General features: G+C 74.4%; 21 protein-coding genes, 1 tRNA gene and 1 pseudogene. 14 read left to right on the top strand and 9 right to left on the bottom strand.

Translation table 11 applies throughout. The features are described 5' to 3' along the window. Positions 1 to 120: 120 nt before the first annotated feature. Positions 121 to 711, bottom strand: coding sequence for an NUDIX hydrolase (locus ABT238_RS34700; RefSeq protein WP_350804287.1), 591 nt, complete (start codon positions 709 to 711; stop codon positions 121 to 123). Then, positions 708 to 2,279 (bottom strand): zinc-dependent metalloprotease, encoded by a 1,572-nt coding sequence (locus ABT238_RS34705; protein WP_350571186.1) that lies wholly within the window; start codon positions 2,277 to 2,279, stop codon positions 708 to 710. The genes ABT238_RS34700 and ABT238_RS34705 overlap by 4 nt, the downstream gene beginning before the upstream one ends. Before the next feature lie 209 nt (positions 2,280 to 2,488). On the opposite strand from ABT238_RS34705, the gene ABT238_RS34710 reads away from it, so the two are divergent. The 4 genes from ABT238_RS34710 to ABT238_RS34725 all read left to right on the top strand — a co-directional run bounded on the left by ABT238_RS34710 (position 2,489) and on the right by ABT238_RS34725 (position 5,709). Further along, positions 2,489 to 3,637: an NAD-dependent epimerase/dehydratase family protein gene (locus tag ABT238_RS34710; RefSeq protein ID WP_502884384.1), complete on the top strand. Its 1,149-nt coding sequence runs from the start codon at positions 2,489 to 2,491 to the stop codon at positions 3,635 to 3,637. 115 nt (positions 3,638 to 3,752) lie between these two features. Next, positions 3,753 to 4,193: a molybdenum cofactor biosynthesis protein MoaE gene (locus tag ABT238_RS34715; RefSeq protein ID WP_350571187.1), complete on the top strand. Its 441-nt coding sequence runs from the start codon at positions 3,753 to 3,755 to the stop codon at positions 4,191 to 4,193. A 184-nt stretch (positions 4,194 to 4,377) separates the two neighbouring features. Continuing rightward, positions 4,378 to 4,566 (top strand): hypothetical protein, encoded by a 189-nt coding sequence (locus tag ABT238_RS34720; protein ID WP_350571189.1) that lies wholly within the window; start codon positions 4,378 to 4,380, stop codon positions 4,564 to 4,566. A gap of 66 nt (positions 4,567 to 4,632) precedes the next feature. Next, on the top strand, positions 4,633 to 5,709 hold the full coding sequence (locus ABT238_RS34725) for a YlbL family protein (RefSeq protein WP_350571190.1): 1,077 nt from the start codon (positions 4,633 to 4,635) through the stop codon (positions 5,707 to 5,709). A gap of 30 nt (positions 5,710 to 5,739) precedes the next feature. On the opposite strand, the gene ABT238_RS34730 is transcribed toward ABT238_RS34725, so the two are convergent. Beyond that, on the bottom strand, positions 5,740 to 6,303 hold the full coding sequence (locus ABT238_RS34730; RefSeq protein ID WP_350571191.1) for a PPA1309 family protein: 564 nt from the start codon (positions 6,301 to 6,303) through the stop codon (positions 5,740 to 5,742). 231 nt (positions 6,304 to 6,534) lie between these two features. On the opposite strand from ABT238_RS34730, the gene ABT238_RS34735 reads away from it, so the two are divergent. The 3 genes from ABT238_RS34735 (at position 6,535) to ABT238_RS34745 (ending at position 11,991) form a co-directional block, all read left to right on the top strand. Continuing rightward, positions 6,535 to 9,522: a UPF0182 family membrane protein gene (locus tag ABT238_RS34735; RefSeq protein WP_350804303.1), complete on the top strand. Its 2,988-nt coding sequence runs from the start codon at positions 6,535 to 6,537 to the stop codon at positions 9,520 to 9,522. Between the two features lie 67 nt (positions 9,523 to 9,589). Further along, positions 9,590 to 9,663 (top strand) — tRNA-Met (locus ABT238_RS34740). Between the two features lie 360 nt (positions 9,664 to 10,023). Beyond that, positions 10,024 to 11,991: a sel1 repeat family protein gene (locus tag ABT238_RS34745; protein WP_350571194.1), complete on the top strand. Its 1,968-nt coding sequence runs from the start codon at positions 10,024 to 10,026 to the stop codon at positions 11,989 to 11,991. A gap of 46 nt (positions 11,992 to 12,037) precedes the next feature. Here the strand turns inward: ABT238_RS34745 and ABT238_RS34750 are convergent, their stop codons facing one another. After that, positions 12,038 to 12,457: a Fur family transcriptional regulator gene (locus ABT238_RS34750; protein WP_344336269.1), complete on the bottom strand. Its 420-nt coding sequence runs from the start codon at positions 12,455 to 12,457 to the stop codon at positions 12,038 to 12,040. Between the two features lie 108 nt (positions 12,458 to 12,565). On the opposite strand from ABT238_RS34750, the gene ABT238_RS34755 reads away from it, so the two are divergent. Then, on the top strand, positions 12,566 to 14,044 hold the full coding sequence (locus tag ABT238_RS34755; RefSeq protein WP_350571196.1) for a catalase: 1,479 nt from the start codon (positions 12,566 to 12,568) through the stop codon (positions 14,042 to 14,044). Between the two features lie 136 nt (positions 14,045 to 14,180). Here the strand turns inward: ABT238_RS34755 and hisN are convergent, their stop codons facing one another. The 5 genes from hisN to ABT238_RS34780 form a co-directional block, all read right to left on the bottom strand. Continuing rightward, positions 14,181 to 14,978, bottom strand: a complete 798-nt coding sequence (gene hisN / locus ABT238_RS34760) for a histidinol-phosphatase (protein WP_350571198.1) — start codon at positions 14,976 to 14,978, stop codon at positions 14,181 to 14,183. Between the two features lie 27 nt (positions 14,979 to 15,005). Further along, positions 15,006 to 15,329, bottom strand: a complete 324-nt coding sequence (locus tag ABT238_RS34765; RefSeq protein ID WP_350571200.1) for a DMT family transporter — start codon at positions 15,327 to 15,329, stop codon at positions 15,006 to 15,008. A gap of 129 nt (positions 15,330 to 15,458) precedes the next feature. After that, positions 15,459 to 16,514: a ribosome small subunit-dependent GTPase A gene (gene rsgA, locus ABT238_RS34770; protein ID WP_350571202.1), complete on the bottom strand. Its 1,056-nt coding sequence runs from the start codon at positions 16,512 to 16,514 to the stop codon at positions 15,459 to 15,461. 16 nt (positions 16,515 to 16,530) lie between these two features. Then, positions 16,531 to 17,862 (bottom strand): 3-phosphoshikimate 1-carboxyvinyltransferase, encoded by a 1,332-nt coding sequence (aroA, locus tag ABT238_RS34775; protein WP_350804326.1) that lies wholly within the window; start codon positions 17,860 to 17,862, stop codon positions 16,531 to 16,533. A 67-nt stretch (positions 17,863 to 17,929) separates the two neighbouring features. Beyond that, the gene (locus tag ABT238_RS34780) at positions 17,930 to 18,646 is read right to left on the bottom strand and encodes a M50 family metallopeptidase (RefSeq protein WP_350571206.1); all 717 of its coding nucleotides are present in this window, start codon (positions 18,644 to 18,646) and stop codon (positions 17,930 to 17,932) included. A 136-nt stretch (positions 18,647 to 18,782) separates the two neighbouring features. Here ABT238_RS34780 and ABT238_RS34785 point away from each other — a divergent pair. From ABT238_RS34785 to ABT238_RS34810, 6 genes and pseudogenes are all read left to right on the top strand, one after another. Beyond that, a pseudogene (locus ABT238_RS34785) lies at positions 18,783 to 19,540 on the top strand (SOS response-associated peptidase). 93 nt (positions 19,541 to 19,633) lie between these two features. After that, positions 19,634 to 20,293: an alpha/beta hydrolase family protein gene (locus ABT238_RS34790; protein WP_350804335.1), complete on the top strand. Its 660-nt coding sequence runs from the start codon at positions 19,634 to 19,636 to the stop codon at positions 20,291 to 20,293. Positions 20,294 to 20,541: 248 nt separating this feature from the next. Further along, the gene (locus tag ABT238_RS34795) at positions 20,542 to 21,285 is read left to right on the top strand and encodes a sigma-70 family RNA polymerase sigma factor (protein ID WP_380295037.1); all 744 of its coding nucleotides are present in this window, start codon (positions 20,542 to 20,544) and stop codon (positions 21,283 to 21,285) included. Further along, positions 21,282 to 21,653, top strand: coding sequence for a mycothiol system anti-sigma-R factor (rsrA, locus tag ABT238_RS34800; protein WP_350571209.1), 372 nt, complete (start codon positions 21,282 to 21,284; stop codon positions 21,651 to 21,653). Before ABT238_RS34795 ends, rsrA begins: the two co-directional genes overlap by 4 nt. A gap of 364 nt (positions 21,654 to 22,017) precedes the next feature. Next, entirely contained in the window at positions 22,018 to 23,430 is a 1,413-nt protein-coding gene (locus ABT238_RS34805; RefSeq protein ID WP_350804340.1) for an HD domain-containing phosphohydrolase, read from the top strand. 104 nt (positions 23,431 to 23,534) lie between these two features. Beyond that, on the top strand, positions 23,535 to 24,821 hold the full coding sequence (locus ABT238_RS34810; protein ID WP_350571213.1) for an HD-GYP domain-containing protein: 1,287 nt from the start codon (positions 23,535 to 23,537) through the stop codon (positions 24,819 to 24,821). Positions 24,822 to 24,863: the final 42 nt, after the last annotated feature.

Consider the following 24,863-nt stretch of genomic DNA (forward strand, 5'->3'; position numbering starts at 1 on the left):
CCGCGCCCGCTTGCGACCGGCGCAGCCGCCCCGCGCCGGGGTCCGCGGGTAGGCTGGCCGGGGCGCCCGCGGACCTGTGTGGTCCGCGCCCCTCCCGTCGTCCGTACGCCGCCGAACGCCTCAGCCGGTGAGTTGCCGCGCGCGGGCGACGAGCTCGCGCACGGAGTGGTCGGTGAGCTCGGGCAGGTGGTCGTAGTCGAACCAGCGCAGGTCGAGCGACTCCTCGCTGATCAGCGCCTGGGCGCCGGGCGGGGCCACCGCGAGGTACTGGACGTCGAGGTGGGTGTTCTCGGGCCGGTCCTTGCCGGTGCAGCGGACCTGGTGACGGTCGAGCTTGACGGGGACCGGCACGCCGTCGCGCCCGAGCAGGGTGAGCCCGGGGATGCCGGACTCCTCGGTGGCCTCGCGCAGCGCGGCCGAGGCGAGGTCCGGGTCACCGGGTTCGCAGTGGCCGCCCATCTGCAGCCACCGGCCGACCTTGGGGTGCAGGGTGAGCAGGACGCGCCCGCCGGCGGGGTCGACGACGGCGGCGCTGGCGGTGATGTGGGCGGGCAGGCAGGAGCGGTAGAGGCCCTCGGGCTGCTCGGCGAGGTGCCGCAGGTAGGAGAGCCGCAGCCGCTCCTGCTCGGGGTCGGCGGGCTGCCACTCGCCCAGGGCGCGGACGGCGTCGGCGTGCAGGGCGCCGGCGCGGTCCGTCTCGGTGGCCGTCATGCGGTGGGCTCGCCCTTCCCGTGCTCGTCGGTGCCGCTCTCGCCGTCGTCCTTGGTCAGGTCGGGCTTCCCGGTGCCGGTGCCCGGGCCGGTGCCCTGGGTCCCGCCGGCGGCGGCTTCGCCGAGCAGCTTGTCCAGGGCGTCGAAGTCGATGCCGCCCTCCAGGTCGCCGCTGCCCCGGTGCACGAAGGCGTCCGGGTCGTCGAGGTCGGCGGCGGTGGGCAGCATGTCGGGGTGCTGCCAGAGGTCGTCGCGGCCCTCGGTGCCGCGGGCGTCGGCGAGCAGCGCCCAGAGCCGGGCGGCGTCGCGCAGCCGGCGCGGGCGCAGTTCGAGGCCGACCAGGGTGGCGAAGGTCTGCTCGGCGGGCCCGCCGGCGGCGCGGCGGCGCCGGACGGTCTCGCGCAGGGCGCCGGCCTGCGGCAGGTGGGGCTCGGCGGCGGCGTGCACGACGGCGTCGACCCAGCCCTCGACGAGCGCGAGCGCGGTCTCCAGGCGGGCGAGCGCGGCCTTCTGCTCGGGGGTGTCCTCGGGCTGCAGCAGGCCGCCGGCGAGCGCCTCCTGGAGGGCCTCGGGGTTGCTCGGGTCGAGCTGGCCGACCAGCTCCTCCATCCGGGAGCTGTCGACCTTGATGCCGCGGGCGTAGGCCTCGACGGCGCCGAGCAGGTGGGCGCGCAGCCACGGCACGTGGGCGAAGAGCCGCTGGTGGGCGGCTTCGCGCAGGGCGAGGTAGAGCCGGACCTCCTCGGCGGGCACGCTGAGGCCCTCGCCGAACTCGGCGACGTTCTGGGGCAGCAGCGCGGCCTTGCCGGCGGGGGCGAGCGGCAGGCCGACGTCGGTGGAGCCGACGACCTCGGCGGCGAGGGCGCCGAGCGCCTGGCCGATCTGGGTGCCGAACATGGCGCCGCCCATGGAGCGCATCATGCCGAGCAGCGGGCCGGCCATGGCCTGCATCTCCTCGGGCAGGACGCCGCCCATGGCGTTGCCGACGCGCTCGGCGACCGGGTCGACGAGGTCCTTCCAGACCGGGAGGGTGGCCTCGATCCACTCGGCGCGGCTCCAGGCGACGGCGGTGCCGGCGCCGGAGGGGAAGCTGGTGACGCCGTCCAGCCAGAGGTCGGCCAGGCGCACGGCCTCGGCGACGGCGGAGCGTTCGGCGGCGCTGACCGAGCGGTCCTTGCTCTTGCCCTCGGCGGGCTCGGCGACGACGGTCTGCCGGGCGATGTCCTTGGCGAGGTCCCAGTTGACCGGTCCGCCCTCGAAGGAGAGCATCTGGCCGAGCTGCTGGAAGGCGGCGCCGAGGTCGTTGGGGTTGAGGCCGCCGAACATCGCGGCGAAGGGGTTGTCGCCGGCGCCGGGACCGCCCGCGCCGGGGGTGCCGGGCATGCCGGGCAGACCCATGCCGAAGAGGGCGCCGAGCGGGTTGCCGCCGGCGAAGCCGAAGGACTGCGGGCCGCCGGTCTGGCCGCCGCTCTCCTCCTTCTTCTTCTGGTCCTGGTCGTCGTCGGGCTTGGCCTTGCCGTCCTCGGGCTCCTCGGGCGGAACGCCGAATCCGAAGGGAAGGTCGCTCACGGGGTCCTCGATCCGGTCGGCCGTCATACGGGTGGTGGCGGTGAAGTCTGCGCGCCCGGGGCGGTCGGTGGAGTGGGGGACCCCCGGCCGGTGGGCGGCTCCGGTGCGGCTGGCCCGCGCCGGGTGCACCGCCGGGCCTCCGCCTCGGGCAGGATGGACGTACGTGACACACGTACGTACGCACATAAGCTAACCGTGGAGGATGGCCGGTGAGTTCCCCGCCCTCGGACGTTCGCTCTGGGCTGACCGGAGGAGAGGACGCCCCGGACATCACGGCGTCGCCGCCTCCAGCCTATGCCGGAAGACCGCTGACCGTGGCCGTCACAGGTGCCGCCGGGGTGCTCGGCGAGCGCGTCGCCGCCCGTCTGGTGGCCTCGCCGGGGGTGAAGCGGGTCCTGGCCGTGGACGACCGGCGCGGTGAGGTGCCGGGGGTGCAGTGGCGGGTCCTGGACGTGCGGGACCCGGCGGTCGCGGAGCGGCTGGCCGGGGTGGACGTGGTGGTCCACCTGGCGATGGACCTGGGCATGGAGTCGGACCCGCGGGCGCGCAGCGCCTACAACGTGCGGGGCGCGCAGACGGTGCTGACGGCGGCCGCGGCCGCCGGGGTGCACCGGGTGGTGCTGTGCACCTCGGCGATGGTCTACGGCGCGCTCGCGGACAACGAGGTGCCGCTCGCGGAGGACTCGGAGCTGCGGGCGACCGAGGAGGCCTCGCTGGTCGGGGACCTGCTGGAGATCGAGCGGCTGGCGCGGCGGGCGCCGCGGGCCCACCCGGGGCTGCAGGTGACGGTCCTGCGGCCCGCGGTGGTGGTGGGTCCCGGGGTGGACACGGTGCTGACCCGGCACTTCGAGGCCCCGCGGCTGCTGGTGGTGGCCGGTTCGCGCCCGTGCTGGCAGTTCTGCCACGTGGACGACCTGGCGGCGGCGCTGGAGTACGCGGCGCTCGGCCTGGTCGAGGGCGAGGTGACGGTCGGCTGCGACGGCTGGCTGGAGCAGGAGGACGTGGAGCGGCTGTCGGGGATCCGGCGGATGGAGCTGCCGGCCTCGCTGGCGCTGGGGACGGCGGCGCGGCTGCACCGGCTGGGGCTGACGCCGGCGCCGGCCGGGGACCTGGCGTACACGATGTACCCGTGGGTGGTGTCGGGCAGCCGGCTGCACGAGGCGGGCTGGCGTCCGGCGCACACCAACGAGGAGGTGCTGGCGGAGCTGCTGGCACAGGTGGCGGGCAAGCACGCGGTGGCCGGGCGGCGCCTGGGCGGCAAGGAGGCCGCGACCAGCCTGGGCGCGGCGGGGGCGACGGTGGCCCTGGTGGGCACCGCGGCGCTGGTGCGGCGGGCGCGCAGGCGGCGCCGGTTCTGAGCCGGGGCCCGTCCCGCGGTCCCGGCAGGGGCCGGCGGGACGGGCCCCGCGCCCGGGCGGCGGCCCCGGGCGCCTCCCGGGCCGCCGCCCGCCGGGGATGGGCCATCATGGGGGCATGCCGGAGAACCAGGACCCGATCCGCCTGCTCGCGATCCGCGACACCCCGCTCTCGCTCGACGAGGTGTACGAGGCGGTGGGCGACGACGCGGCCGGCGGGACGACCGTCTTCGTCGGGACGGTCCGCGACCACGACGGCGGCCGGCCGGTCTCCGTGCTGGAGTACAGCTGCCACCCGTCGGCGGAGCAGGAGCTGCGCCGGGTCGCCGAGAAGGTCGCCGCGGACTTCCCGGTCCGGGCGCTGGCCGCGGTGCACCGCGTCGGCCGGCTGGGGATCACCGACAAGGCCGTGATCGTCGCGGTGTCCTGCGCGCACCGCGGCGAGGCGTTCGCCGCGGCCCGCCGGCTGATCGACGACCTCAAGCACGAGGTGCCGATCTGGAAGCACCAGGTGTTCGCGGACGGCGGCGAGGAGTGGGTCGGCGCGGGCGACTGCTGAGCCCCCGTCGGAGCCCCGCGCCGCGCAGGCGCGCCGAACACTCACTCGAACGGGGGTGGGCCGGTGCGCCGGATACTCCCTGGAAGTGAGCCGATCGGCCGTGCCGTAACCCGGACGGCGCCCGCGGCGTTGTCCGCCGGGATGGTTAATCTGCTCATAGACACGACGAGCTGGGAGTACTGAGATGGCTGCGCTCGCCTGGTTGATCATTCCCTGCGTCGCCGCGGTGCTGGCCACCGTGTGGGCGGGATGGGCCCAGCGGGCCCCGAGGGCGACGGGGGACCCGGCCTCGCTGGCCGAGCACCAGCGGTTCATGGCCGCGATGGAACGCACCACCGCGGGCGGCGACCCGCGCGAACACCGGGAACGGTAGGGGCCGGAGCCCGGCGGGGACCGGCCCGCCGGGCGCGCCGTCACCCACGTCCCGTACTGTCGAGGCATGCCACGCCGCTCTGCGACGATGCTCGCCGCCACGCTGCTGCTCATAGCGCTGCTCTGCGCCTCGGTGCTGATGAAGGTGCCGTACACGGAGATGAGCCCGGGCCCGACGTACAACACGCTCGGGGTGCAGGAGAAGACGGGGACGCCGGTGATCACCGTCACCGGCCACGAGTCGTACCCGGCGAGCGGCAACCTCAACATGACGACCGTCCAGGTCACCGGCGCCAAGTACGAGCCGAGCCTGGTCAACGCGGTGGTCGGCTGGCTGCGCGACGACGTGCTGGTGGTGCCGCACGACAACGTCTACCCGAAGGGCCAGAGCGACGCCGACGCGAAGCGGCAGAACGCCGAGGAGTTCGCGCTCTCCGAGGACCACGCCCGCACCGCGGCGCTGAGCCAGCTCGGCATCCCGATGGGCAGCGAGCTGATCGTCCAGAGCGTCACCGCCGGCGCCCCGGCGGAGGGCCGGCTGCACGCGGGGGACCAGATCGTCGCGGTCGACGGCAACCCGGTCGCCGACGCGGAGGCGGTCGCCAAGGCCGTCACCCGGCACCAGCCCGGCGAGCCGGCGGTCTTCACCGTGGTGCCGCGGGTCAAGGAGGGCTCGGCCGAGCCCGGCGTGCGCACCGACATCAGCGTCCCGACCGTGAAGTCGCCGGACACCGGCGCCGCGATGGTCGGCATCCGCCCGGGCCTGCGGCACACCTACCCGTTCCGGATCGACATCGGGCTGCAGGACGTCGGCGGGCCCAGCGCGGGCCTGATGTTCTCGCTCGGCATCATCGACAAGCTGACCCCGGGCGACCTGACCGGCGGGCGGTTCGTGGCCGGCACCGGCACCATCACCGACGAGGGCGAGGTCGGCCCGATCGGCGGCATCGCGATGAAGCTGATCGCCGCCCGGGACGCGGGAGCCGAGTACTTCCTGGCCCCGGCGTCGAACTGCGCCGAGGCCGCCAAGAACACCCCGTCCGGGCTGCGCCTGGTGAAGGTGGAGACGCTGGACGGCGCGCTGAAGGCGCTGGAGCAGATCAGCTCCGGGCAGACCTCCGCGCTGCCGTCCTGCACCTCGTAACACCCGGCGGCGCCGGGCTCCGCGGGGGCCTCAGGAGAAGGTCGCCAGCAGCGCGTCGGTCAGGCCCGGCACCAGGTCGGGGCCGGTGAGCACCTCGCGGGCGGTGTCCTTGGAACGCAGCCGCAGCGCGATCTCCTTGCTGCCGTCGCGCAGCACGGCGGCGGTGATCCGCACCTCCTCGCGCTTGGGGTGGTTGGCCACCCACTCGGCGAGCTGGGCGTCGCTGGCGTTGCGCGGGCGGGACTGCTCGGCGCCCGGCGGCAGCATCAGGCGCTCGACGACCAGCGCGCAGCCGGCCACCGCGCCGGGCCAGGCGATGGTGCCGAGGAACTTGTCCAGCTCCATGCCGGCGGGCAGCTCGTCCTGCTCGACCGGGGTGAGGCCGGGCTCGCCGCCGTCGGCGAGGCCGAGCTGCTCGGCGATGCGGGGGTCGGCCTTGCGCAGGGCGGCGCTGTCGACCAGGGCGAAGAGGCGGGCCGGGAGGTCCCAGCCGAGGGTGGCGGCGTACTCGTCGATCTCCAGGGCGGCCCGGGTCAGCGGGCTGCCGGCCGGGAGCGTGGAGACGTCGTCGGGGAGGTTGGATCCATCGGACATGCCTCAATCCTCACACGCCGGGCCGCCGCCGCGTCGCGCCCGCCGCTCCGCGGGCGGTGACGGCGCGGTGACGGCGCGGTCACGGTGCGGTGGCGGCGCGCGGCCGGGCCCGGGGGAGGGCTTGTCGTAACCGTCTGCTAACGGTGGGAACTCGGCCAAAGACTGGTTAAGTTGCACTGAAGACCGACCGACTCAAGACGACACAGCTGAGGTGCCACCGTGGTATTCCAGATGCCGGAACGCTCAGGGCCGGGGTTCCGGCGCAGGGTAGGCCCGCCCTCCCGGCGAGCGCGGGTGCTCCTGCTGACCCTGGGCGTGCTCGCGGTGCTCTTCCTGCTGTTCGTCATGTTCGCCGGGTTCTGGACCGACTGGCTCTGGTTCAGGTCGGTGCACTACTCGTCGGTCTTCACCACCCAGCTGTGGACGAAGATCGGCCTGTTCGCGGTGTTCGGCCTGCTGATGGCGGTGATCGTCGGCTTCAACGTGTGGCTGGCGCACCGGCTGCGGCCGCCGCTGTCGGCGATGTCGGTGGAGCAGCAGAGCCTGGACCGCTACCGCTCGGGCCTGGCGCCGTTCAAGCGCTGGGCGCTGCTCGGGGTCTCGCTGGTGATCGGCCTGGTGGCGGGCGCCGCGGCCTCGGGCCAGTGGCGGACCTGGCTGCTGTGGACGAACGGGACGCCGTTCGGCACCAAGGACCCGCAGTTCGGCAAGGACGTCTCGTTCTACGCCTTCGACCTGCCGTTCTACGAGTTCCTGCTGGGCTTCGCGTTCAGCGCGGTGATCGTCTCGCTGCTGACCTCGACGCTGGTGCACTACCTCTACGGCGGGCTGCGGCTGCAGGGGCCGGGGCGGCGGGCGAGCGTCGGCGCGCAGGGGCACCTGGCGGTGCTGCTGGGCGTGTTCGTGCTGCTGAAGGCGGTGGCCTACTGGCTGGACCGGTACGCGCTGGCGGTGAAGACCGGTACCTACAAGGGCGTGTCCGGCTGGACGGGCCTGCGGTACGTGGACGCCAGCGCGTTCCTGCCGGCGAAGACGATCCTGTTCTTCGTCGCGGTGATCTGCGCGGTGCTGTTCTTCCTGACCCCGGTGCGCCGCACCTGGGCGCCGGCCCTGATCGGCCTGGGCCTGATGGTGCTGTCGGCGGTGCTGATCGGCGGGGTGTACCCGGCGATCGTGCAGCAGTTCCAGGTCAAGCCGAACGAGCAGGCCAAGGAGACGCCGTACATCCAGAAGAACATCGACGCGACGCGCGCGGCGTACGGGATCGCCGACAGCCAGGTGGTGCAGTACGAGCCGGCGAACGGGACGAACGCGGAGGCGATGAAGCCGGACGCGCAGACCATCTCGGACATCCGTCTGCTGGACCCCAACGTGGTCGGCCCGACGTTCCAGCAGAACGAGGCGCTGCGCAAGTACTACGCGTTCCCCAAGTCGCTGGACGTCGACCGCTACGGCGACCAGGACACCGTGCTGGGCGTGCGTGAGCTGGACCTCAACGGCATCCAGCGCAACTGGATCAACGACCACTTCAACTACACCCACGGCTACGGCGTGATCGCGGCCAAGGGCAACCAGGTGGACGCCAACGGCAACCCGGTCTACACCGAGTCGGCGCTGCCGACGAAGGGCGCGTTCGGCGACTACCAGCAGCGGATCTACTACGGCGAGAAGACGACGACGTACTCGATCGTCGGCGGCGGCTACCAGGACATCGACTACACCGCCGAGAACGGCACCCCGGTGCACTTCTCCTACGACGGCGACAGCGGTGTCGGGCTGGGCAACCCGCTGACCCGGGCCGCGTACGCGGTGAAGTTCGCCGAGCCGCAGATCCTCTACTCCAGCGCGATCCGGGACGGCGCGAAGATCATCTACGACCGCACCCCCAAGGAGCGGGTGGAGAAGGTCGCGCCGTGGCTGTCGATCGACGCCGACCCGTACCCGGTGGTCGAGAACGGCCGCGTGGTGTGGGTGCTGGACGGCTACACCACCTCGGACGGCTACCCGTTCTCGTCGAAGACGACGCTGGGCGACGTCACCAAGGACTCGCTGACCAACCAGCGCGGTGAGCTGCTGACCGCCGCGAACCAGGTCAACTACATCCGCAACTCGGTCAAGGCCACCGTGGACGCGTACACCGGTGAGGTGACGCTCTACCAGTGGGACGAGACCGACCCGGTGCTGAAGACCTGGATGAAGGCGTTCCCGGGCACGGTGAAGGCCAAGGGCGACATCCCGGAGGAGCTGAAGCCGCACCTGCGCTACCCGCAGGACATGTTCAAGGTGCAGCGCGACCTGCTCGCCGAGTACCACATGACCGACGCCGGCGGCTTCTTCAACGGCACGGACATCTGGCAGGTGCCGACCGACCCGACCACCAACACCAACGAGGTGCAGCCGCCGTACTACCTGACCGTCCGGATGCCGGACGCGCAGGAGGCGTCGTTCTCGCTCACCACGACCTTCTCGCCGCAGGGCCGGGACAACCTGGCCGCCTTCATGTCGGTCAGCGCCGACCCGGGCCCGGACTACGGGAAGATCCGGATCGCCAAGATCCCGACCGGCTCGGGGGCGCTCGGCCCCAAGCAGGTGCAGGCGAAGTTCAACTCGGACCCGCTGGTCGCCAACCAGCTGACCCTGCTGAAGACCGGCACCGACTCCGACATCGAGTACGGCAACCTGCTGACCCTGCCGGTCGGCGGCGGCCTGCTGAACGTCGAGCCGGTCTACCTCATCGGCCGCAGCGCCAAGGTGCCGGTGCTGAAGAAGGTGCTGGCGACGTACGGGAACGAGAACGCGGTCGTCGCGGTGGAGGACAACCTGGAGAAGGCGCTGGCCAAGGTGCTCGGCGGTGCGGTGACCGCGGCGCCGGTCACGCCCACGGCGCCCGGCACCACGCCCACCAGCCCCGCCAACCCGACCAGCCCGGGTACGCCGACGACCCCGACCACGCCGACGCCGGGGACCACGGTCTCGCCGGAGCTGGTGAAGGCGATCACCGACGTGCTGAAGGCGCAGAGCGACGTGGACGCGGCGCTGAAGGCCGGTGACTGGGTGGCCCTCGGCCAGGCCCAGAAGGCCCAGAGCGAGGCGGCCAAGGAACTGGCCGCGGCCCAGCAGAAGGCGGGGCTGACCCCGTCGGCCGCTCCCTCGGCGAGCCCGTCGGGCAACCCGCCGCCGGCCGCGACCGCGTCGGCCCAGCCGAGCAGCGGCCCCTGAGCTGCGACGATCCCGAGGTAACCGATTTCGGTTCCACCCCGCGCCCGTGCTATGGTTTAACCACCGACGCGGGGTGGAGCAGCTCGGTAGCTCGCTGGGCTCATAACCCAGAGGTCGCAGGTTCAAATCCTGTCCCCGCTACTCAGTAGCACGAAGGCCCGGAGGATTCTTCCTCCGGGCCTTCGGCGTTTGCGCGGGCCGGCGGGCGGAGGCGCTCCGGTACCATCGAGCGTCGCCAAGGACGACGGCAGCAGCGGGGTTTGTGGGGGCCAAGTGTCGGGAAATCGACAAAGCGCCGAAGCAATTTCGTCGGCTTCGGATCCGCCCCGCCGAAATCGGCCGGGGCAGGTGTACGCGGGTTGCGGGTGATGCGACGATGGGACAGATGGGGGACGCCGCCCGGTTGCTGACCGGCCGTCGGGTCCGCGCGCTCCCCGTGGGGTCCCCCCGGCCCCGGGCCGGAGGACGACGCCGCGACACTCGGGGGGAGTGGGAGTCGGCATGAGGCTGATCGGCAGGAACGGGGCAGGGGCGAGGCCGGCGGCGACCACCGAGGCGGACACCGAGGCCTGGGCGGAGAGCCCCGAACGGCACCCCGGCGCCCTGCCCGCCCAGCGCACCAGCGGCCTGGCCGAGCGCCGTCCGGCCGGCGGCTGGGGCCCGGACTCCCTGGTGCACGTCCCGGCCGGCGGCCTCGCCGCGCCCGGCGTCCGCGGCGTCCCCTCCGACGGGACCACCGTCCCGGGCGTGGAGAGCGACACCGGCTTCGACTCGGCGAGCTTCGAGACCGCGCTCGCCGCCCGCGAGCAGGCCGCCCTGGAGGCCCGGCACCGGCGCGCCGCCGACGACGGCGACCCGGACGCCGCCGCCCGGCTCGGCACCCTGCTGCTGCGCCGCGGCGACCTGGAGGACGCCGAACCGTACCTGCGCGCCGCCGCGGCGGCCGGACTGCGCGCCGCCGCCAACAACCTGGGCGTGCTGCTGCACCAGCGGGGCCACCGGGCCGAGGCCGCCCAGTGGTGGCGGCAGGCGGCGGTGGCCGGCAGCGCGCCCGCCGCCCACGCGCTCGGCCTGCAACTGCGCGACCAGGGCGAGGAGGAGGCCGCCGAGTACTGGCTGCACTTCGCCGCCGACCACGGCCACCCGCTGGGCGCCTACGCGCTGGGCGACCTCATGGAGCACCGCAGGGACGTGCGCGCCGAGCGCTGGTTCAAGGTGTCCGCGGACGCCGGGCACCGGGAGGCCGCCTACCGGCTGGCCCGGATGCGCGAGGCGGCCGGGGACAAGGAGACCGCCGAGGCCTGGTACCGGATCGCGGCAGCCCGCAGCCACGCCCGCGCCGCGCTGCGCCTGGGCGTGCTGCTGGAGGACCGGGCCGGCGGCGAGCAGACGCTGCTGGACGAGGCGGCCCGCTGGTACCGGCAGTCGGCCCAGAACGGCGAACCGCGGGCCGCCTGCGCGCTGGGCTACCTGCTGCGCGACGGCGGGGACCTCGCCTCGGCAGCCGAGTGGTGGCAGGAGGCCGCCGAGGCGGGCGACGGCAACGCGGCCAACGCGCTGGGCGCGCTGCACGCCTCGCGCGGCGAGGCCGCCGAGGCCGAGCGCTGGTACCGCAGCGCGCTGGAGGCCGGCGACCAGAACGGCGCCTTCAACCTGGGCCTGCTGTGCGCCGGCGCGGGCCGCGACCAGCAGGCCGAGCAGTGGTACCGCCGGGCCGCGTACGCCGGGCACCGGGAGGCGTGCAACGCGCTGGCCGTGGTGCTGCTGCAGCGGGGCGACGAGTCCGGCGCCGAGCCGTGGTTCTCCAAGGCCGCCGAGGCGGGCAGCGTGGACGGCGCGTTCAACCTGGGCGTGCTGCACGCCGGGCGCGGCGAGCAGCGGCAGGCGCAGGAGTGGTACGCGCGCGCCGCCGCGGAGGGGCACGGCGAGGCGGCGCTGCAACTGGCCGTGGTGCAGGAGCAGCGCGGCAACGCGGCGGGCGCGCTGGAGCGCTACCGGCAGGCGGCGGCGGGCGGTTCGGCGGAGGGCGCGTTCCGGCTGGCGTCGGTGCTGGACCGGCGCGGCGACGCGGACGCGGAGGCCGAGCACTGGTACGCGGCGGCGGCGGACGCCGGGCACCGCCGGGCGCAGGTGCGGATGGGCGTGCGGGCGGCCGAGCGCGGGGCGCTGGCGATCGCGGAGAGCTGGTACCGGCGGGCCGCGGAGGCGGGCAGCCGCAGCGCGGCGTTCAACCTGGGGCTGCTGCTGGCCCGGCAGGACAGCGAGGCCGAGGCGATGCTGTGGTACACCCGGGCGGCGGACGCCCGCCACGGGCGGGCGGCGCTGCGCCTGGCACTGCTGGCGCTGCGCCGCGGCGAGCCGGTGCTGGCGGAGGGCTGGTGCCGCCGCGCCGCCGACTACGGCCCGGCGGAGGTCGCCGAACGCGCCGGCCGCCTGCTCGGCGCCCTCCACGCGGAACTGAGCGCGTAGCCGGGCGCCGCTTCGGCGGTGGCGGTGCCGTGCGGGGGCCGGCGGGTCAGGAGCCGGTGGAGCAGTCCGGACAGAGGCCGCGGTAGGTGATCTCGGCGCCGGAGAGGGTGAAGCCGAAGCGCTCGGAGGCGGGCAGGGCGGCCAGCGGGTCGCCCTGGGGGTGGACGTCGCGGATGGCGCCGCAGCCGTAGCAGACCAGGTGCTGGTGCGCGTGGTGGGCGTTGGGGTCGTAGCGCTTGGCGCGGCCGTCGGTGGCGACCTCCAGCACCTCGCCGAGGCCGACGAGTTCACCGAGCGTGTTGTAGACGGTGGCGCGGCTGATCTCGGGCAGGCGCTCGACCGCGCGGGCGTGTACCTCGTCGGCGGTCAGGTGGACGTGCTCGCCGTCGAGGACCTCCGCCACGACCCGGCGCTGGGAGGTCAGCCGCCATCCCCGTCCGCGAAGTCTCTCCAGCAGGTCACTCATGGTCCCAGGGTAAGTGACACTCCGAGATTGGTTCCAGTGTTGACTTAGACAAAGTCCAAGTTAGGATCGATTCGTCATCACGACCGGATCACGCGGAGGCCCCCTCACATGAGTACCCAGGACGAGCTGCGCCCCACCCTCACCACGGAGGCGGGTGCCCCCGTCGCCGACAACCAGAACACCGAGACCGCCGGCGTCGGCGGTCCGGCGCTGATCCAGGACCAGCAGCTCTTCGAGAAGCTCGCGCACTTCAACCGCGAGCGCATCCCGGAGCGGGTGGTGCACGCCCGCGGCGCCGCCGCCTACGGCACGTTCACGGTGACCGCCGACGTGACCGCCTACACCCGGGCCGCGTTCCTCTCCGAGGTCGGCAAGCAGACCGAGACCTTCCTGCGCTTCTCCACCGTCGCCGGCAACCTCGGCTCGGCGGACGCGGTGCGCGACCCGCGCGGCTTCGCGCTGAAGTTCTACACCGAGGAGGGCAACTACGACCTCGTCGGCAACAACACCCCGGTGTTCTTCATCAAGGACGCCACCAAGTTCCCGGACTTCATCCACACCCAGAAGCGGGACCCGTACACCGGCTCGCAGGAGGCGGACAACGTCTGGGACTTCTGGGGCCTGTCGCCCGAGTCCACCCACCAGGTGACCTGGCTGTTCGGCGACCGCGGCATCCCGGCGTCCTACCGCCACCTGAACGGGTACGGCTCGCACACCTACCAGTGGCAGAACGAGGCCGGCGAGTACTTCTGGGTGAAGTACCACTTCAAGACCGACCAGGGGATCAGGAACCTCACCCAGGACGAGGCCAACAAGCTCGCCGGCGAGGACCCGGACAGCCACCAGCGCGACCTGCGCGAGGCCATCGAGCGCGGCGAGTTCCCGAGCTGGACGGTGCAGGTCCAGATCATGCCGGCCGCGGACGCGGCGAACTACCGCTTCAACCCGTTCGACCTGACCAAGGTCTGGCCGCACGCCGACTACCCGCCGATCGAGATCGGCAAGCTGGAGCTCAACCGCAACCCCGACAACATCTTCGCCGAGGTCGAGCAGTCGATCTTCTCGCCGGCGCACTTCGTGCCGGGCATCGGCCCGTCCCCGGACAAGATGCTGCAGGGCCGTCTGTTCGCCTACGCGGACGCCCACCGCTACCGCGTCGGCATCAACGCCGACCACCTGCCGGTCAACCGCCCGCACGCCACCGAGGCGCTCAACAACCACCGGGACGGCCACCTCTACGACGGCCGGCACGGGCGCCGCAAGAACTACGAGCCGAACAGCTTCGGCGGCCCGGTGCAGACCGGCCGCCCGCTGTGGGCGTCGACCCCGGTCGACGGCGCCACCGGCAGCCACGAGGCGCCCTCGCACGCCGAGGACAACGACTTCGTGCAGGCCGGCGACCTCTACCGGCTGATGGGCGAGGACGAGCGGGAGCGCCTGATCGGCAACCTGTCCGGCTTCATCGCCAAGGTCTCGGCCGACCGCGACGACATCGTCGAGCGGGCGGTCGACAACTTCCGCAAGGCCGACGCCGACTTCGGCCGGCGCCTGGAGACGGCGGTGCGCGAGCTGCGCAAGCAGCAGTGACGCACCGCGCCCACGGGGCCCGGTGAGGGGCCCCGATGAGCAGCGGGCCCCGAGTGCCGCCGGAGAACCGGCACTCGGGGCCCGCACCACGTGAGGGGGGCTCCTGGAAGGGGCCCCGGGCGCGTCGGGGGAGGAATCAGACGCTCAGGCGGCGCAGCGCCTCGTCGTGCAGCAGGCCGTTGGAGGCGACGGCGTCGGCGCCGCCCGGGCCCGGGACGCCGTCCAGGCCGGTGAAGCGGCCGCCGGCCTCCTCGACGATGATGCAGTTCGCCGCCATGTCCCACAGCGACAGCTCCGGCTCGGCGGCGATGTCCACCGCGCCCTCGGCGACCATCATGTAGGACCAGAAGTCGCCGTAGGCGCGGGTGCGCCAGCACGCCCGGGTGAGGTCCAGGAACGGGTCGAGGCGGCCGCGCTCCTCCCAGCCGCTGAGCGAGGAGTAGGAGAAGGACGCGTCCTCGATCCGCGAGACGCCGGAGACCTGGATCCGGGACGCCTTGGCGAGGCTGCGGCCGGCGAACGCGCCGAGGTCCTTCGCGGCCCACCAGCGGCGGTTGAGCGCGGGGGCGGAGACCATGCCGACGACGGGGCGCTCGACGCCGTCCGGGCCGTCCTCCAGCAGCGCGATCAGGGTGGCCCAGACCGGGACGCCGCGGATGTAGTTCTTGGTGCCGTCGATCGGGTCGATCACCCAGCGGCGCGGCCCCGAGCCCTGCAGCCCGAACTCCTCGCCGAGCACCGCGTCGCGCGGGCGGGCCCGCTGCAGGACGCTGCGCACCAGCTCCTCGGCGGCCTTGTCGGCGTCGCTGACGGGGGTCAGGTCGGGCTTGGTCTCGACCCGCAGGTCGAGCGCCTTGAAACGCTCCAGGGTGACCGAGTCGGCCGAGTCGGCGAGGACATGGGCGAGTCGGAGGTCGTCGTGGTAATCGGCCATGGTCGAAACCCTAGCGGTCCGGTCCGCTCAGTGGGTGGATCCGCTGAGCTGGAGGCCGATGACCCCGGCGACGACCAGGGAGATCGAGACGAGCTTGAGCACCGAGGTGGACTCGTCGAGGAAGAGCATCCCGTAGATCGCGGTACCGGCGGCGCCGATGCCGGTCCACACCGCGTAGGCGGGGCCGACCGGGAGGGTCTTCAGGGAGAGGGTCAGCAGGCCGAAGCTGCCGAGGGCGAAGACGCAGAAGCTGATGGTGGGCCACAGCTTGGTGAAGCCCTCGCTGAGCTTGAGGTTGATCGCGAAGCCGGTCTCCAGCAGGCCGGCCAGGATCACCAGGGCCCATGCCATCGCGTGCTCTCCCTGTCGGTCGGCGGGATCGGTCGGCGGGCCGGGCCGTGATCCGACCCGACTTTCCTATGATCACCACGAGAGGGCACTCCGACACCTCGAATGCCCAAACCGGTCCGGCGGCGGCCGTCAGTCGCCCTCGCGGGCCTCCTTGCTGGCCAGCAGGCGGCGCAGCGAGTAGAGCCGCGCCGGGTCGGCGTGACCGTCGGCCACCCAGGCGTCCAGCGCGCAGTCCGGCTCGTCGTGGCTGCACGCGCGCGGGCAGTCCTCGGTGCCGGGCTCCAGGTCCGGGAAGGCGAGGATGACCCGGGACGGGTCGATGTGCGACAGGCCGAAGGAGCGGAAGCCGGGCGTGTCGATCACCCAGCCGGCGTTCAGCGCCTTCTTCGAGCCGGGCTTCGCGCCGGGCGGCGGCGGCAGCCGCAGCGCGAGCGCCGAGACGGTGGTGTGCCGGCCGCGGCCGGTGACGGCGTTGACGTGGCCGGTGATCCGCTGCCGCTCCGGGACGAGGGCGTTGACCAGGGTGGTCTTGCCGACGCCGGAGTGGCCGATGAACACCGTGCGCAGGCCGCGCAGGTGCTCCCGGACGGCCTCGGCGCCGGCGGTCTCCAGCTCGTCGCGGCGGGTCACGACGTACTGGATGCCGAGCGGCGCGTAGGACTCCAGCACGGGCGCGGCCGGGGCCAGGTCGGCCTTGGTGAGGACGAGCAGCGGCTCCATGCCCGCGTCGTAGGCGGCGACCAGGCAGCGGTCGATCAGCCGGGGTCGCGGCTCCGGGTCGGCCAGCGCGGTGACGATGGCGAGCTGCTCGGCGTTGGCGACCACGATCCGCTCGTAGGGGTCGTCGTCGTCCGCGGTGCGCCGCAGCACCGAGCTGCGCTCCTCGACCCGGACGATCCGGGCCAGGGTGTCGGCGTCCCCGGAGAGGTCCCCGACCAGGGAGACGGTGTCACCGACGACGACGCCCTTGCGGCCCAGCTCGCGGGCCTTCATGGCGACGACCTCGTGCTCCTGCTTGGTGCCCGGGTCGACCAGGCAGGTCAGCCGGCCGCGGTCGACGGTGAGCACCATCGCCTCGGCGGCGTCCTCGTGCTTGGGCCGGATCCGGGTCCGCGGCCGGGAGCCCCGGCGGGCGGGGCGGTTGCGGATGTCGTCCTCGTCGGCGTCCTTGCCGTAGCGGCGCATGTGCCCAGTCTCCCGCTCAGCCGCCCGCCACCGGTCCGGCGAGCAGCTCGTCCCACATGGCGGGGAAGTCCGGCAGGGTCTTGGCGGTGGTGGCCACGTTCTCCACCTGGACGCCGGGCACGGCGAGGCCGATCACCGCGGCGGCGGTGGCCAGGCGGTGGTCCTCGTAGGTGTGGAAGACGCCGCCGGTCAGCTTGCGCGGGCGGATCCGCAGGCCGTCCTCGGTCTCGCTGACGTCGCCGCCGAGGCCGTTGATCTCCTTGGCGAGGGCGGCCAGCCGGTCGGTCTCGTGCAGCCGCAGGTGGGCGATGCCGTAGAGGTGCGACTCGGAGTCGGCGAGGGCGGCGACCGCGGCGATCACCGGGGTGAGCTCGCCGACGTCGTGCAGGTCGGCCTCGATGCCGTGGATCCGGCCGGTGCCGGTGAAGCGCAGGCCCTCCTCGGTGAACTCGCAGCTGCCGCCCATCCGGGTGTAGAGGTCGCGCAGCTGGTCGCCGGGCTGGGTGGTGTGCTTCGGCCAGTCGCGGACGGTGACCCGGCCGCCGGTGACCAGGGCGGCGGCGAAGAACGGCGCGGCGTTGGAGAGGTCGGGCTCGACCACCAGGTCGCGGCCGAGCAGGGCGCCCGGGGTGACCCGCCAGACGTCCTTCTCGCCGCCGTCCTCGGGGGCGTCGACCTGGACGCCGGCCAGCCGCAGCATGTCGACGGTCATCCGGATGTGCGGCAGCGAGGGAACGGGGCCGCCGACGTGCCGGACCTCGACGCCGTTGTTGTAGCGGGCGCCGGAGAGCAGCAGCGCGGAGACGAACTGGGAGGAGGCGGAGGCGTCCAGCTCGACGGCGCCGCCGTCGAGGGCACCGCTGCCGTGCACGGTGAGCGGGAAGGCGCCGCGTCCGCCGTCGTCGATCCGGGCGCCGAGCGCGCGCAGGGCGTCGATGACGCCGTGCTGGGGGCGCTCGTGGCTGCGCGGGTCGCCGTCGAAGTGGACCGGGCCGTCGGCGAGGACGGCCAGCGGGGGCAGGAAGCGCATGACGGTGCCGGCGTTGCCGACGTCGACCGAGGCGGGGCCGCGCAGCACGGGGGCGGGGATGACCCGCCAGGCCTCGCCGCCGCCGGTGCCGCCGGTGTCGTTGTTGACCTGCTCCTCGATGGTGACGCCGAGGGCGCGCAGGCCGTCGGCCATCAGCTGGGAGTCGCGGCTGCGCAGCGGGCGGCGCACCCAGCCGGGGCCGTCGGCGAGTGCCGCCAGGAGCAGGGCACGGTTGGTGACCGACTTGGAGCCGGGGATGGTGACGGTGGCGTCCACGGGGGTGGTCGCGACGGGGGCGGGCCACAGGGTCTCGGTCATGGGCCCAAGTCTAGGGGCCGTGTGAGAACCGTCCTGCTACGCGCAGCCCGTCCCGGTGCCGGGGGCATCAGAGCGGGCGCAGCAGCCAGCTCGTGCCGAGGGCGAGGGCGGCGAGGGCGGTGATCAGGAAGAGCGCGGTCCAGGCGAGGCCGGGGACGCCGGTGAGGCGGGCGAGCTGGTCGGCGTCGGAGTCGTGGCCCTGGCCGTGCCGGCGCTGCCGCTGGAGTTCGAGGACCGGGCGGACGGCGCCGAGGAGCAGGAACCAGGTGCCGAGGTAGGCGAAGCCGGCCTGGACCTCGGGGGAGCCGAACCAGGAGACGAGGAAGAAGGCGCCGCCGGCGAGCAGCACGGTGAGGAAGCCGAAGGCGTTGCGCACGCGCACGAGCAGGGCGAGCAGCAGGGCGATGGCGAGCCACAGCAGCAGGGTGACGCGGTCGGCGGCGAGCAGGGCGGCGCAGCCGAGGCCGAGCAGGGCGGGGGTGGTGTAGCCGGCGGCGAGGGTGAGGAGCCAGCCGGGGCCGGTGGCGCGGCCGTAGGAGACGGTGAGGCCGGAGGTGTCGGAGTGCAGCCGGATGCCGGCGAGCCTGCGGCGGGTGGCGAGGGCGGCGAGGCCGTGGCCGCCCTCGTGGGCGATGGTGATGGCGCCCCGGGCGATCCGCCACAGCGGATGGGCGAGGACGGTGAGCAGGGCGGCGGCGCCGGTGGCGAGCACGAGCCAGCCGGGCGGTGCGGGCTGGGTGCCGGTGACGGCGGTCCACAGCTCGTCGAGGGTCCTGGCGTCCATGGTTCTCCTCCGCCTCGGTTCGGTCGGCCGTCTCTCCCGGGGTGGCAGCCTGCCACGGGAAGGACGGCGGGCCGGGGGCGGGTGGTTCTGGCGGACGGCGCCACGGGGGCGGGCGGGGTCGTGGCAAGCTGACCGCATGTGTGGTCGCTTCGCCGCGAGTAGCAGGCCCGAGGACATCGTCGAGCTGTTCGGCGTCGAGCAGTGGGATCCGGCCGAGACGCTGGACCCGAGCTGGAACGTCGCGCCGACGCAGAGCGCCTTCGTGGTGCTGGAGCGGCTGGCGAAGGGCGCGGTGGAGCCGGTGCGCCAGCTGCGGGTGCTGCGCTGGGGACTGGTGCCGCAGTGGGCGAAGTCGCCGGAGACGGCGGTGAAGATGATCAACGCCCGGTCGGACACGGTGCACGAGAAGCCGGCCTACCGGCAGGCCTTCGCCTCGCGCCGGTGCGTGCTGCCGGTGGACGGTTATTACGAGTGGCAGACGGTGCCGGGGGAGCGCGGGAAGGCGCGGAAGAAGCCGTTCTTCGTGTCCGGGCGGACGGCAGCCCGCTGGCGCTGGCGGGGCTGTACGAGTTCTGGCGCAACCGGGCGGTGCCGCCGGACCACCCGGAGGCCTGGCTGGTGACGTTCACGGTCGTGACGACGGAGGCGGAGGAGCTGCTGGCGCCGATCCACGAGCGGATGCCGCTGTTCCTGGACCCGGGGTCGTTCGACGCCTGGCTGGACCCGGGGCTGGACGACAGCGGGTCCGAGGAGCTGCGGCGGCTGCTGATACCGCCGCCGCCGGGGGCGCTGCGGGTGACGCCGGTGTCGCCGGACGTCGGCAGCATCCGCAACAACCACGCCGGGCTGACCGAGCCGTACACCGAGGTGGAGTACGAGACCACGCTGTTCTGACCCGCGTCGGGCACCATCGGGTACCGCCGGGCACGACAGAGCACCGCCGGGCACGACCGAGCACGACCGAGCACGACCGAGAGGACCGCAGCCGTGACCGCCGCGAAACCCGCCCCCGTCACCACGGAGCCGGTGCCCACGCCCGCCGGGGACGCCCGGATCACCCTGCACCCGGCCCCCGCCCCGAAGGCGGTGCTGGCGCTGGGGCACGGCGCCGGCGGCGGCATCGAGGCCCGGGACCTGGCGGCGCTGGCCGCCGCCCTGCCGGCCCGGGGCGTGTCGGTCGCACTGGTGGAACAGCCCTGGCGGGTGGCGGGGAAGAAGGTGGCGCCCGCGCCGCGGACGCTGGACGCCGGCTGGCTGCCGGTGGCCGAGCGGCTGACCGGGGCGGGTCTGCCGCTGGTGGTGGGCGGGCGCAGCGCCGGGGCGCGGGTGGCCTGCCGGACCGGGGCGGCGAGCGGGGCGGTGGGGGTGCTGGCGCTGGCGTTCCCGCTGCACCCGCCGGGCAGGCCGGAGAAGAGCCGGGCCGACGAACTGCTCGGCTCGGGGCTGCCGACGCTGGTGGTGCAGGGGCCGGCCGATCCGTTCGGCGGGCCGGCGGAGTTCCCGGAGCTGCCGGCCTCGCACGAACTGCTGGCGCTGCCGGCCGGCAACCACGGGTTCGAGGTGCCGAAGCGGGCCGGGCTGGGGCAGCAGGAGCTGCTGGACCTGGTGGTCTCGGCGGTCGGGGACTGGGTGCTGCGGCTGGTGTGAGCCGGGCCACCGGGGACCGGGAATGCGGAGGGGACCCTCGTGGTTGAAGCGGTCGTCAGCTGAAGTCCCGGTGGAAGGCAGGGCAGATGGGTTCGATCGCGTGCCCCGAGCGGCCGGAGGAGCGCGAGGCCGCGTCGGCGTTCGCTCCCTCCTGGTCGGACTGGCTTGTCGCGGGCGAGAAGCCCGTCAGCCCTATATCCTCCCTTTCGGGGCGGCCCGCGGTGGGCCGTGTCCGTCATGCCGAGGAGGTGGGTCCGGTCGTCGGGACCGAGCACGAGGCCGAGCCGGGCCGGGGCCCGGAGGAGGGCCTGCCCGCGGGCGAGGCGCTCACCGGTGAGGAGCTGGCCGAGGCGATCGGTGAGGACACCTTCCGGGTGTCGGCGGAGGAGACCGAGGAGGCCCGGCGGGAGCGCTTCGAGCGCGACGCCCTGGGCTACCTGGATCCGATGTACTCGGCCGCGCTGCGGATGACCCGCAACCCGGCCGACGCGGAGGACCTGCTGCAGGAGGCGTTCGCCAAGGCGTACGCGTCGTTCCACCAGTTCCGCGAGGGCACCAACCTCAAGGCGTGGCTGTACCGCATCCTCACCAACACCTTCATCAACTCGTACCGCAAGAAGCAGCGGGAGCCGCAGCGCACCGCCGCCGAGGAGATCGAGGACTGGCAGCTGGCCAGGGCCGAGTCGCACATGTCGACCGGTCTGCGCTCGGCGGAGACCCAGGCCCTGGACCACCTCCCGGACAGCGATGTGAAGGACGCCCTCCAGGCCATCCCGGAGGAGTTCCGCATCGCCGTCTACCTCGCGGACGTAGAGGGCTTTGCGTACAAGGAGATCGCGGACATCATGGGTACTCCCATCGGTACGGTGATGTCCCGGCTGCACCGCGGCCGTCGTCAGTTGCGCGGCATGCTGGAGGATTACGCCCGTGAGCGCGGGCTGGTCCCGGCCGGCAGCGGGGCAGGGCAGGAAGCGAAGGGCTCGGGCTCATGAGCTGCGGCGATCCGCACGACACCGAGTGTGGCGAGGTCCTCGACCACCTCTACGAATTCCTCGACAACGAGATGGCCGAGGGCGACTGCGCCAAGCTGCGCGTGCACTTCGAGGAGTGCTCGCCGTGCCTGAAGCAGTACGGACTGGAGCAGGCGATCAAGGCGCTGATCAAGCGTTCCTGCGGCTGCGACGACACCCCGGCGGACCTGCGCGGCAAGGTGCTGGCCAGGATCGACTCGATCCGGGCCGGGCAGCGGTCGGGCGAGGCGGTGGTGATCGCGGTCGAGACGACGGTCGAGGTGCACGCCGAGGCGGCCGGTGAGCCGGCCGGACCGGGCCGTGCCGCGGAGGCGGCGGCCGGGACGTAGCGCGCGGGTGCGCCGGACGGCGCACACCGGACGACGGACCCGGAAGGCCCCGGGAGCGGATGCTCCCGGGGCCTTCGTATGCCCGCATCCGTCCCGTCCGTGGCATACCGTCACTCGTTCGAGTGAGATGGCGGTGTGCCAGCAGCGGCATTGCGCGATCACGCGTCCCCGTACGGGAGAGGCGTCCTATCCTCCTGACGGACGCTCACCACCGCCCGTCCGCCGCCGATCGGGCGCGCCCGGGCGGCCGGCGGGCCCGGACGACGGGCCAGGGCGGAGCGGGCCAGCACGCGGGGAGGTCGACATCGCTATCGACAGTGGAGACACGGACCTGCCGCCGGCCGCCGCGCGCTACCTCGTGGCCGTGCCGGTGGCGGCGGTCTGCTGCCTGCTGCCGCTGCTGCCGTTACCCGCCCCGGCGGCCGCGGCGCACTGGCTGGGCGCCCCGGTGGACTGGCCGAAGGTCGGGCTGCTGGCCTTCCTGCACGCCTGCTGGGAGTCGCTCGCCCAGGGCCTGTCGACGCCCTGCCTGCGGGTGGCGCGGCTGCTGCTGCGCCGCCCGCCGCTGCGCGCCCGCCGGCCGGTGCGGCCCGGCGTCAACGCGTTCTTCCCGGTGCTGTTCGCCGGGGTGCTGATGCTGCCGCCGGCCGCCGCCGGGCTGGTCGCCGTCCCGGCGGCGCTGCTCGGGGTCGCGGGCGCGGACGGCCGGCGGCGCCAGGTGTGGAACGGCGCGCAGCTCGCGCTGTCCGCCTTCGCCGCCTCCGCGGTGTTCCACCTGCTGGCCGGGCCGCAGCTGCTGCTCGGCTCGCGGTTCCCCGCCGCGCTGCTGCCCGCGTTCGCCGCGCTCGGCGCGTTCTGCCTGGTCAACGGCGCCCTGGTGGGCGGTATGCGGGCGCTGGCGGAGGGCCGGCGCGGTGCCTGCGCCGCGCCGGGCCTGCCGGTGCTGGTGCACGCGGCGGGCGGGCTGATGCTCGCCGTGCTGTGGCAGGGGCCGTACGGCGCGTTCGCGGCCCTGCTGGCCCTGCTGCCGCTGACCATCTCGGCGTGGGTGTTCGCCCAGGGCCACCGGGAGCGCGACGCCCACCGGGCGACCGTCCAGGCGCTGGTCCAGGCGGTGGAGATCAAGGACGCCTACACCCGCGGTCACAGCGAACGGGTCGGCCGGGCGGCGGTGCTGATCGCCGATCAGCTGGGCATGGAGGCCGAGCGGCTGCGCACCCTGCGGTACGCGGGGATCCTGCACGACGTCGGCAAACTCGGCGTCGCCACCGAACTGTTGCGCAGAAACGGTCCCCTCACCGAGGCGGAGCGCCGGGCCGTCGAGGTGCACCCGGTGCACGGGTACGAGCTGGTGCGCGGGATCGCCTTCCTCGGCGAGGCGCACGCCGGGATCCTGCACCACCACGAGCGGATGGACGGCCGCGGCTACCCGGCCGGGCTGGCCGGTGAGCAGATCCCCGAGTTCGCCCGGATCATCTCGGTCGCCGACGCCTTCGACTCGATGACCTCCACCCGCTCCTACCGGCGCGGCCGGCCGGTCACCGAGGCGGTCGCCGAACTGCAGCGCTGCTCGGGCAGCCAGTTCGACCCGGTGATGGTGCGGGCGCTGGTGGACGCGCTGGCGGTGCACGACTGGCAGCCGGTGCTGCCGTCGTCCCCGGACTGCGTCAAGGGGGTGCCGGACATCCCGCTCGGCGTCCCCGAACCGGCCCGGGCGGCGCCGCGCGGGGTACCCGCCCAGGGCGGCGGCGGCGTACCGACGGCAGGGTCGTCGTGAGCGCGCGGCGGGGTGCGCGCCCGGGGGCGCGGGCCGGAGGCGGCGGCGCGCGGCGGCCGTCGGGCGCCGGGCGCGCTGATGCGCCGCAGGGGTGCGTCGGTGCGGTGTGCGCCGTGCACGGGGCGGCGCTGGCGCTGCTGGCGGCGTCCTTCGGGGCGGTGGCGGTGCGCGGTGCGGCCCAGCCGGCCGTGGCGCTGGCCTTCACCGCGCTGATCGCGCTCGGCGAGTGCGTGCGGATCACTCTTCCGGGCGACCGCGAGCAGGCGCCGATCGGGGCGGCGGGGGCGCTGGCGTACGCGCTGCTCGGTCCGCTGCGCGGGCTGCCGGCCGGGCCGGGGGTGCTCCAGGTGGTGGCGGTGACCGGGGCCGGCCTGCTGCTGGCGCAGCTGCCCGCGGTGGTGCGGGCGGTGGCGGGGCGCCTGCGCGGGGCCGGTCCGCCCGGACCGGCGCCCTGGCGCGAGCGGGCCCGGCGGGACGGCGCGGCCCGGCGGCTGCTCGGCGCCGCCTTCGCGGCCGCCGTGTTCCAGCCGCTCTACAACAGCGGCGTGGTCGACCGGTTCTCCGCCGACGGCCCGGCGTACGGCGCGTTCCTGACGGCGGTGGCCGCGCTGGCCGCGCTCTGCGACGCGGTGCTGGCGGCGCTGCTGCGGCGGGCCCGCAGCGGGCTGCGCTTCCCGGCGGCGCTGGAGGACGAGCTGCGCTCGCTGTTCGGGATCGGCTCGGCGATCGCCGCCACCGGCATGCTGGTCAGCCTGGCCGCCGGGGAGGTCGGGCTGTGGGCGCTGCCGCTGTTCTGCACGCCGCTGCTGCCGGCGCAGGTGTCGTTCCGGCGGGCGGCGGCGGTGCGGGCCACCACCGGGCAGACCATCGCCAGCCTGGCCAAGGCCACCGAGGTGGCCGGGTACACGCCGCCGGGGCACGCCCGCCGGGTCGCCGACACGGCCTGTGCGGTCGGCCGCGAGCTGGGGCTCGGCACCCGGGAGCTGGCGCTGCTGGAGTACGCGGCGCTGATGCACGACGTCGGGCAGCTGTCGCTGGTGGAGCCGGTGGCGGGCGGGGCGACGGCGCTGCTGCCGGACGAGGAGCAGCAGCGGATCGCCCGGCTGGGCAGCGAGGTGATCCGGCGCACCGGGGTGCCGCGCCGGGTCGCCGAGCAGGTCGCCCGGCTGGCCGACCCGTTCCCCGGGCCGGACGGCGGCGGGCGGGCGGTGCCGCTGGCGGCGCGGATCATCCGAGTGGCGAACGCGCACGACGACCTGTTGACGGCGGCCCGCGGGCGCGGGGTGGGGGAGGCGGTGGGCCGGCTGGAGGTGCTGGAGGCGCTGCGGCTGGGACGCGGGCGGGTGTACGACGCCCGGGTGGTGGACGCGCTGGTGCGGGTGCGCGGCTGACCGGGTCCGGGCGGCCGGGAACGGGGGGCGGCGGGGGCGTCC

Source organism: Kitasatospora sp. NPDC001527, assembly GCF_040298605.1.
In the GTDB taxonomy this organism is placed as follows: domain Bacteria; phylum Actinomycetota; class Actinomycetes; order Streptomycetales; family Streptomycetaceae; genus Kitasatospora.